Raw genomic sequence first — 9059 nt, 5'->3', positions numbered from 1 at the left:
CGTACGTCCTGATTACATGAACGGCTTCTGGGCTCTAGTAAACTGGGACTTCGTAGCTGAGAACCTAGCGAAGTAATATACTTCCCCCTAAGTTCAATTTAGTCTTATTCAAAAGCTCGCTATTTAGCGGGCTTTTTTGTTTCGCCTTCCCTAGCACCTTTAAATAATTCCCTCTTTTACTAAAGTTCTTCTTATCCACGCCGTTAAAAGAGCATCGAGCGAGGAACATCATGCAAATTCATACGTTAGACAAAGCTGCAATTATCAACGAACTTCAGTTCGGTAATGGTATTAACCATGCCGTACACGAAGGTCGTCGTGCAGATTTCTCGCTGATTCTGTCTATGTTCTCTAATGATGTTCGCGATGTGGTCCCAGTTGAAGAGGTCCAGGAAGTCATCACCAGTGACAGTATTCTTCGCCAACAATTGGGTTTATCGCAACCTCAAGCTCTTCGTTCTGATAGCAGCAGCTATGAACTCGCAGCTGAACAAGCGAAACAGTTTCACGATGCAGGATTGCCTTCCGCAAAGCTGAGCCATTACCTAAAACCAGATGCGCTGACTTACCTGCCTGAAGACACATTCAACCTACCAGAGGAGGTTTATCACAACCTATCTGGTCATGAGCGACGCAGATTGGGCGAACGCAACAAACAACTGATCCCAGATGCTGGGCTATATAATCAGCTAGTGACGGCTCAACGTCAGCATCAAATTCAAGCTAAAGCATAGAGATCCGCTTTTTATCCAATAGCTTGCAATACCTACACGTCAGAAATGTGACATCTTACAAATTACCGCACAATAGTCCTCACTCGAAAGCGTTAGTTTGAAGCCTTTCACACTGAACCCAACGAATTTCAACCATGCTATTAGCACAAACCACTGGTGTATTGTTTTTCACATATGGATACAGTGAAGGTGCTATGGATATCAAAGAATCAATTATTCTCGTCACGTCTGCAGGTTCGGTTATAGGAAGAACCTGTGCAAATCACTTTGCTCACCTTGGAGCAACGTTGATTCTTTGTGACCAAAATTCTAGCGCTTTGAGAGCGAGCTATGAGCAAATCAGCGCTTTCACTGACAAAGTGTATGCGATGAATGTGTGTAGTGATAACACAACGTCCATTAACTTATTGTTTGACCAGATAGAATCACAGCTACGTGCGACACCAGATGTGATTGTTAATTGCTGGACCAGCTCCCCTATGCCTGGCTTAATGGCGCCAGAACCAATGAGTACTTACATTGATCACTTGTCGTCTGCGGCACGCTTCCTTTATACCTACGGCCAAGTAGGAGCAGAGCGCTTTCGAGCCAGAAACAAGAAAGGCGTCATTGTTAACGTCATTTCTCATGACAACCATGAAGACTTTACGGGAGTTGAAAGCATGGCAGCGTTGGTGTCAGGTTTTACTCACAGCTGGGCAAAAGAACTCACACCATTCAACATTCGAGTGGGCGGCGTTATTCCCTCGGTAAATCATACAAAAGAAGAGCTCAACGAGAGGCACTGGGCTGAGATCCAAGACGAACTAGTCCGCAACACAGCATACATCGTCGCGAATGAATACTTCAGTGGCCGAGTAGTTGCGACCGAAGTGTAAGCATACACAGCAACTCTGTTTTCCCAAGCCAGATGTAACTCCTGCACCAAAATAAAAAAAGCCCCAGTCATTTGACTGGGGCTTTAACCTTTTCCCGATTAAGGTTTCGTGCTAGCGAAAACCTTGCTCACTCGATTTTTTAATTACGCGTCAGCTTTTTCTTTCTTTGCTTTAGGTGCTGCTTTTGCCGCTTCTTGGTCTGCTTTCTTCTTGATAACAGTTGTACCTTCGAAAGTTTCGCCTTCAACAAATGCTTTACCGTAGTAAGAAGCCATCAACACATCTTTAAGTTCGCTGATTAGAGGGTAACGTGGGTTCGCACCAGTACATTGGTCATCGAACGCTTCTACCGCTAGCTCATCCAGTTTCGCTACGAAATCTGATTCAGCAACACCTGCCGCTTGGATTGACATTGGGATGTCTAGGTTAACTTTTAGTTCATCCAACCATGCTAGTAGACGTTCAATCTTCTGAGCAGTGCGGTCACCTTCTTGGCTTAGGCCTAGGTGATCAGCAACTTCAGCGTAACGACGACGTGCTTGTGGACGGTCGTATTGAGAGAACGCAGTTTGCTTAGTTGGATTGTCGTTCGCGTTGTAACGTACCACGTTAGAGATAAGTAGTGCGTTAGCTAGGCCGTGTGGCAAGTGGAACTCAGCACCCAGTTTGTGAGCCATTGAGTGACAAACACCTAGGAATGCGTTCGCAAATGCAACACCAGCGATAGTAGCTGCGTTGTGTACTTTCTCACGAGCGATTGGGTCATTTGCACCGTTCGCATAGCTTGATGGTAGGTACTCTTTTAGCATCTTAAGTGCTTGAAGAGCTTGGCCATCTGAGTATTCGTTAGCAAGAACAGAAACGTAAGCTTCTAGAGCGTGAGTTACTGCATCGTAACCACCAAATGCTGTTAGAGACTTAGGCATGTTCATTACTAGGTTCGCATCAACGATTGCCATGTTTGGCGTGATTTCGTAGTCAGCTAGTGGGTATTTAGCACCAGTCTTGTCGTCAGTAACAACCGCGAATGGAGTAACTTCTGAACCAGTACCTGAAGTTGTAGTGATACATACAAGCTCAGCTTTTTTACCCATTTTAGGGAACTTGTAGATACGTTTACGGATGTCCATAAAGCGCATTGCTAGTTCTTCAAAGTGAGTTTCTGGGTGCTCGTACATTACCCACATGATTTTCGCTGCATCCATTGGTGAACCACCGCCTAGCGCTAGGATAACGTCAGGTTGGTAGCTAGCCATTTGAGCCGCACCTTTTTCTACTACAGACAGTGTTGGGTCAGCTTCAACATCGAAGAATGTTTGAACTTCCATGCCTTGAGCTTTTAGTAGGCTTACTACGTCATCTGCGTAACCGTTGTTGAATAGGAAACGGTCAGTTACTAGGAATGCACGTTTCTTACCTTCTAGGTCGCCCAGTGCGATTGGAAGGCTACCACGACGGAAGTAGATTGACTTAGGTAGTTTATGCCACAACATGTTTTCAGCTCGCTTCGCTACAGTTTTCTTGTTGATTAGGTGTTTAGGACCTACGTTCTCAGAGATAGAGTTACCACCCCAAGAACCACAACCTAGCGTTAGAGATGGCGCAACGTTGAAGTTGTACAAGTCACCGATACCACCGTGAGTAGTCGGGATGTTGATTAGGATACGAGCTGTCTTCATCTTGTCACCGAAGTAACGGATACGGTCAGCGTTAGTATCTTGGTTAGTGTAAAGACCAGATGTGTGGCCGATACCACCAATCTCAACCATAGTTACCGCTTGAGCAACCGCGTCTTCGAAGTTGTCAGCACGGAATAGACCTAGAGTTGGAGATAGTTTCTCGTGAGCGAATGCGTCATCGTGAGATACTTTGCCCAGACCTTCACCAACAAGAACTTTAGTGTCTGCTGGAACTTTAACGCCTGCCATTTCAGCGATTGCTGCTGCTGGCTGACCTACGATTTTCGCGTTTAGCGCACCATCGATAAGAAGCACTTTACGAACTTTATCAGCTTCTGCTTTGCTTAGGACATAAGCTTTGTGAGAAGCAAAGCGCTCTTTCACTTCGTCGTATACTTCATCAACTACGATTGCAGCTTGCTCAGAAGCACATACTACACCGTTGTCGAAAGTCTTAGACATAAGGATAGAAGCAACAGCACGTTTGATGTCTGCTGTTTCATCGATAACAACAGGAACGTTACCTGCACCTACACCGATTGCTGGCTTACCAGAAGAGTAAGCGGCTTTAACCATGCCTGGACCACCAGTTGCAAGGATAAGCGCGATGTCATCGTGTTTCATTAGAGCGTTTGAAAGCTCAACAGAAGGCTGGTCGATCCAACCGATGATGTCTTTTGGTGCGCCTGCTGCTACTGCTGCATCTAGAACGAGTTTAGCTGCATCGTTAGTTGAGTTTTTCGCACGTGGGTGTGGTGAGAAGATGATACCGTTACGTGTCTTCAAAGAGATTAGAGATTTGAAGATCGCTGTAGAAGTTGGGTTAGTCGTTGGTACGATACCGCAGATGATGCCTACAGGCTCAGCGATAGTCATAGTACCTAGATTGTCATCCTCTTCTAAGATGCCACACGTTTGTTCGTCTTTGTATTTGTTGTAGATAAACTCAGAAGCGAAGTGGTTCTTGATTACTTTATCTTCAACAATACCCATACCAGATTCTTCTACCGCTTGTTGAGCTAGCGGGATACGGGCCTGGTTAGCTGCAAGCGATGCTGCACGAAAGATTTTATCTACTTGCTCTTGAGAGTAAGTAGCGAACTCTTCTTGCGCTTTCTTAACGCGAGCAACCATTGCATCTAGTTCAGCCATATTAGTTACAGGCATAGGGAATCTCCTAAAATTAACAAATATTAAAAACTTTTTACTAAGGCTATTACTTATCGTTTTTACTGTTTATCAGTCACTTAGAAAACAAACGTCTTAGTAAATTGCTTTCAGGACTGAGTATAATATTTCAGAGTGTGAAAAAAATTGACTTGGATCAGTTCTCACCACCTAAATACTACCAAAGTGGTGCCTCATCACACCAAAATGACATAAATCACTGATAAACAAATAAATTAACTCTCATTTTTTATTGAGTAAAAAAGAAGCAAATGGACAAATAAATAAAAGAAACTACAACAACCTGTAAAAAAGTTTCATTTTTGACCAACAAAATTACATGTAGGCCCAATTCTTTGTGCTACTGAGAGTATATCGAACCGAATACATCTCTCTACAAACCACCTTGGTTTTTATCAAAAATGTGCGAATGTTAACGTTTATATAAAACAGTGCAATTTATCAGCAACTTTATACGTAACATTTCCTTTCCAGATTAGATACAGTTTATTAAAGAATTAGTTTTTCTCACTTAAATGGCAGGGAATGCGTTAGTTTTTTTCATTTCTTACAACCTAACTTTTGCCTTACATTACGCCCAAATTACCCCTTCTCCTTTTCACTAATGTGAACTTTGATGAGTACGCAACATGCAAACTTTTGAACTTGCTATCTTCTTGCAGTTTTTTCTCGGTTTGGTCGCCGCAGTAAACCCTGTTGGTATCATGCCTGTGTTTGTGTCACTAACCGGGCATATGACACCAGACGAAAAGCGCAATACGGCAACAACAGCAAATGTGGCTGTTGCGATCATCCTGATCATTTCGCTTTTTGCTGGTCAGTTACTGTTAGACATGTTCAGTATTTCTCTGGATTCGTTTCGTGTCGCTGGCGGGTTGCTATTACTTAGCATCGCATTCTCGATGATGAGCGGTAAACTGGGGGAAGATAAGCAGAACAAACAAGAGAAAACGGAATACGTCAGTCGTGAACAGATTGGTGTGGTCCCTCTTGCAATGCCTTTAATGGCAGGTCCTGGTGCAATCAGTTCGACTATTGTTTATGGTGCACGCTACCCAAGCATGTTCGATACCGTGGGCATTAGTATTACGATTGGTTTGTTCTGCCTTTGTTCATGGCTATTATTCCGTTCTGCCCCATTGATCGTACGATTTTTAGGTCAAACTGGAATCAACGTCATTACTCGTATCATGGGTTTGATATTGGGCGCGCTTGGCATAGAGTTCATTGCGAATGGCTTACGCAACTTATTTCCAGGATTAGCCTGAGTTTCTATAAAATTGTATGATAGAGCGATTCAACAATGGATCGCTTTGTCATGACGACTGACTCTCTTAAACATACTCTATATGTCACCATTTTTGGTACTCATACCAAAGCTGGTAAAACGTTCGATATTGCTCTCATTATCGCGATCATCAGTTCGTTAATCGTACTGGTGTTAGATTCGATACCCTCCGTTCGGGCCGAGTGGGAAAAAGAGCTGAAGTTTATTGAATACACATTTACTGGCCTATTCACGATTGAATACCTTCTAAGGCTTTATTGCTCTCCCAAACCTGCCGCCTACGCAAAGAGTTTTTATGGTGTCGTCGATTTACTTGCGATTTTGCCCACTTATTTAGCACTCTTCTTCCCATCCGCTTCGTTTATGGGTGTGATCAGGGCGCTGCGAGTGATGCGAATATTCCGCATACTCAAGTTAGTCCGATACCTCCAAGAGTCCAATATCCTCTTACGTTCACTGCTTATGGCGCGCAGAAAGATTTTTATCTTCTTTAGTTCCGTCGCCATTATGGTAACGATTTTCGGCTCGTTGATTTTTATCATTGAAGGACCTGAAAACGGATTTACTAGCATTCCTAAAAGTATTTATTGGGCGATCGTGACCATCACAACGGTTGGGTATGGTGACTTGGTCCCCCAAACAGACCTAGGTAAAGGGCTTGCATCACTCACCATGTTACTGGGTTATTCCATTTTGGCGGTACCTACAGGTATTTTCACTGCCGAACTGCACCAAGAGATGCAATCGCACAAAGTATTGGTGAAATGCCCAAACTGCTCCCACGCAGGGCACGACTCTGACGCAATTTACTGTAAACATTGTGGTAGTGAACTGGCCGATCCAGACAAAAGAGTCGTTCGAACGGAAGACGACGCATGAAAAAAGAGCTCCCTAAGGAGCTCTTTTATTTTGTCATCAAATAAAGGATTGATGTGATTATGCTTTCTCAGACAGAATAATTCGCAGAGTACGACGCAACGGCTCCGCAGCACCCCAAAGCAGTTGGTCACCAACAGTGAAAGCATTTAGGAAATCATCACCCATTGCCATCTTACGTAGACGACCCACTGGTACAGACATTGTGCCCGTAACTTTTGCCGGTGTTAGCTCTTGAGCAGTGATGTCACGGTCGTTAGGAATCACTTTCACCCAATCGTTATGAGTGGCGATGATTTCTTCGATTTCGTCCATTGGTACATTTTGTTTAAGCTTGATAGTAAGTGCTTGAGAGTGACAACGCATCGCGCCAATACGCACACAAGTACCGTCAATTGGAACAGGTGAACTTTGAGAACCCAAAATTTTATTCGCCTCAGCGCCCGCTTTCCACTCTTCTTTACTCTGACCATTATCGCGCTTCACATCGATCCATGGGATCAACGAACCAGCTAGTGGCACACCGAACTTATCGGTAGGGAAAGAGCCGCTGCGCATTGTATCCGCGACTTTCTTATCGATATCTAGGATAGAGCTTGATGGGTTTGCAAGTTCAGAGCTAACAGAGTCATTGATAACGCCCATTTGCGAGATCAATTCACGCATATTTTGCGCACCAGCACCAGATGCGGCTTGGTAAGTCATTGCGCTTGTCCACTCAACAAGGCCTTTCTCAAATAGACCACCTAGCCCCATTAGCATTAAACTAACCGTACAGTTACCACCGACAAATGTGTTCGTGCCACCGTGGATGCCTTGTTGGATTTGCTTTAAGTTCACTGGATCAAGTGTGATGATCGAATCTTCAGCCATACGTAGCGTAGAGGCCGCGTCAATCCAGTAGCCTTTCCAACCAGCCTGACGAAGTGCAGGGAAAACTTTTTCTGTGTAGCTACCACCTTGACAGGTGATTACCGCATCAAGCTGTTTTAAGCTTTCAATATCATACGCGTCTTGCAGTAAGCCTGCGTCTTTTCCTAAGTTAGGAGCAGGAATACCAACTTGAGAAGTACTGTAGAATACTGGTTCGATTAGGTCGAAGTCTTTCTCTTCAACCATACGCTGCATAAGGACTGAACCAACCATACCGCGCCAACCAACTAAACCAACTCTCATCGTATTAACTCTCCATGTATTAAAAAACCTACCCCATAGTTAATTTTTCACAGCAAAATCTCAACCCCTATTTTGTAAATAAGCGCGTTTTTTAACCTTTTCCTCTGAAAAACCGGGTTACACGAGATTTTTTAGTGTTTGGTTTGCGGTTTTAACCATTTTTCAAGTAGGGAAAGCACTTTAGCCCCCTAATTGGTCTTACCACTCAATGAGAAAATAACACATGAAGCACAATAATTTCACATTACACAACATTTAAAACCAAAAAAGTTAAAACAAACTAACAGTTAATTTCACAAGCAAACGTTTTTACCGACGAACATCAAGATAAAACACCAAATGTTCGAAATATAATTTTTGTTAATGTATGTTATGCGCGATTACAACAAGGAGCGCCTTCCTCTATTGCTCCAAGATTGACAGAGGCACATATGAAGCAAGTTACACCACGCCTACCAAGCTTGATACAGGTATTTATCTCGCTCGGTTTATTTCTCCTGCTGGCATTTTCGTTCACAGCCAAGCTAGACCTACCGATTCAGCTAGCGCTATACATCGGTTGGTTCATTGTCATGATATTGGGCATAAAGCTTGGCCATCAGTATAAAGATCTGGAAAAAGCAGCACTAAATGGCATCTCCAATGGACTTGGAGCCGTTTTAATCCTTTTGGCCGTTGGCGCGCTTGTAGGTACTTGGATCTCTGGTGGTATTGTTCCAACCATTATTTACTACGGCCTTAAAGCAATCCACCCTTCCATCTTTTTGCTCGCGACCATGATCATCTGTTCATTGACTGCGCTAGCGACTGGCACGTCTTGGGGTGCGGCTGGCACGGCAGGTATTGCAATGATGGGTATCGGTCAAGGTCTTGGTGTTCCTGCACCAATCACTGCAGGTGCCGTACTTTCAGGCTGTTACTTTGGTGACAAAATGTCGCCTCTATCGGATTCAGTAATCCTTGCTTCATCTATGTCTAACGTTGAAGTGATGGAACATATTAAAGGCATGTTGCCGATAGCACTCATTAGCTACATTATTACAGGCATTATGTTTACTGCATTTGGCTTCCACTACGCAGGTCAAGTTGACATGAGCCAGGTAGACTCTGTCATTAAAGCGATGGAACAACAGTTCTACATCACCCCTTACTCATTTGTTCCTGTGATCATCGTATTGTCACTTCTAGCGATGCGTATGCCTTCATTCCCAGTGATCAGTTTTGGTTCTCTGCTAGGTAT

The 9059-nt window shown here is 43.8% G+C and carries 8 protein-coding genes; 6 read left to right on the top strand and 2 right to left on the bottom strand.

Features of this window, described 5'->3' with window-relative positions; all coding sequences use genetic code 11:
- From R7041_RS21550 to R7041_RS21540, 3 genes are all read left to right on the top strand, one after another.
- The coding region (locus R7041_RS21550) for a Fe-Mn family superoxide dismutase (protein WP_411978881.1) at positions 1–76 on the top strand (76 nt) is incomplete at its 5' end.
- 154 nt (positions 77–230) lie between these two features.
- The gene (locus tag R7041_RS21545) at positions 231–734 is read left to right on the top strand and encodes a VC2046/SO_2500 family protein (protein ID WP_033907342.1); all 504 of its coding nucleotides are present in this window, start codon (positions 231–233) and stop codon (positions 732–734) included.
- Between the two features lie 134 nt (positions 735–868).
- Positions 869–1612 carry an SDR family oxidoreductase gene (locus R7041_RS21540; protein ID WP_005380732.1) on the top strand — a complete coding sequence of 248 codons (744 nt, stop codon included), beginning with the start codon at positions 869–871 and terminating at the stop codon, positions 1610–1612.
- A 143-nt stretch (positions 1613–1755) separates the two neighbouring features.
- Here R7041_RS21540 and adhE read toward each other — a convergent pair whose 3' ends face one another.
- Positions 1756–4458 carry a bifunctional acetaldehyde-CoA/alcohol dehydrogenase gene (gene adhE, locus R7041_RS21535; protein WP_005380731.1) on the bottom strand — a complete coding sequence of 901 codons (2703 nt, stop codon included), beginning with the start codon at positions 4456–4458 and terminating at the stop codon, positions 1756–1758.
- Positions 4459–5108: 650 nt separating this feature from the next.
- Here adhE and R7041_RS21530 point away from each other — a divergent pair.
- Both R7041_RS21530 and R7041_RS21525 read left to right on the top strand, forming a co-directional pair.
- Positions 5109–5747 carry a YchE family NAAT transporter gene (locus R7041_RS21530; RefSeq protein ID WP_005380729.1) on the top strand — a complete coding sequence of 213 codons (639 nt, stop codon included), beginning with the start codon at positions 5109–5111 and terminating at the stop codon, positions 5745–5747.
- A 35-nt stretch (positions 5748–5782) separates the two neighbouring features.
- Positions 5783–6646: an ion transporter gene (locus tag R7041_RS21525; RefSeq protein WP_005380728.1), complete on the top strand. Its 864-nt coding sequence runs from the start codon at positions 5783–5785 to the stop codon at positions 6644–6646.
- A gap of 57 nt (positions 6647–6703) precedes the next feature.
- Here the strand turns inward: R7041_RS21525 and asd are convergent, their stop codons facing one another.
- Complete coding sequence (gene asd / locus R7041_RS21520) at positions 6704–7819, bottom strand: aspartate-semialdehyde dehydrogenase (protein WP_005380727.1); 1116 nt, start codon at positions 7817–7819, stop codon at positions 6704–6706.
- A 431-nt stretch (positions 7820–8250) separates the two neighbouring features.
- On the opposite strand from asd, the gene R7041_RS21515 reads away from it, so the two are divergent.
- Positions 8251–9059, top strand: an 809-nt coding sequence (locus R7041_RS21515) for a Na+/H+ antiporter NhaC family protein (protein WP_318128709.1), incomplete at its 3' end; no start/stop codon positions are given.

It is taken from the genome of Vibrio sp. 1751 (genome assembly GCF_033339895.1).
GTDB classification, from domain to species: Bacteria; Pseudomonadota; Gammaproteobacteria; order Enterobacterales; family Vibrionaceae; genus Vibrio; species Vibrio alginolyticus.
Note: the sequence above shows the minus strand (reverse complement) of the source record. Positions and strands in the feature narration are given on the sequence as shown.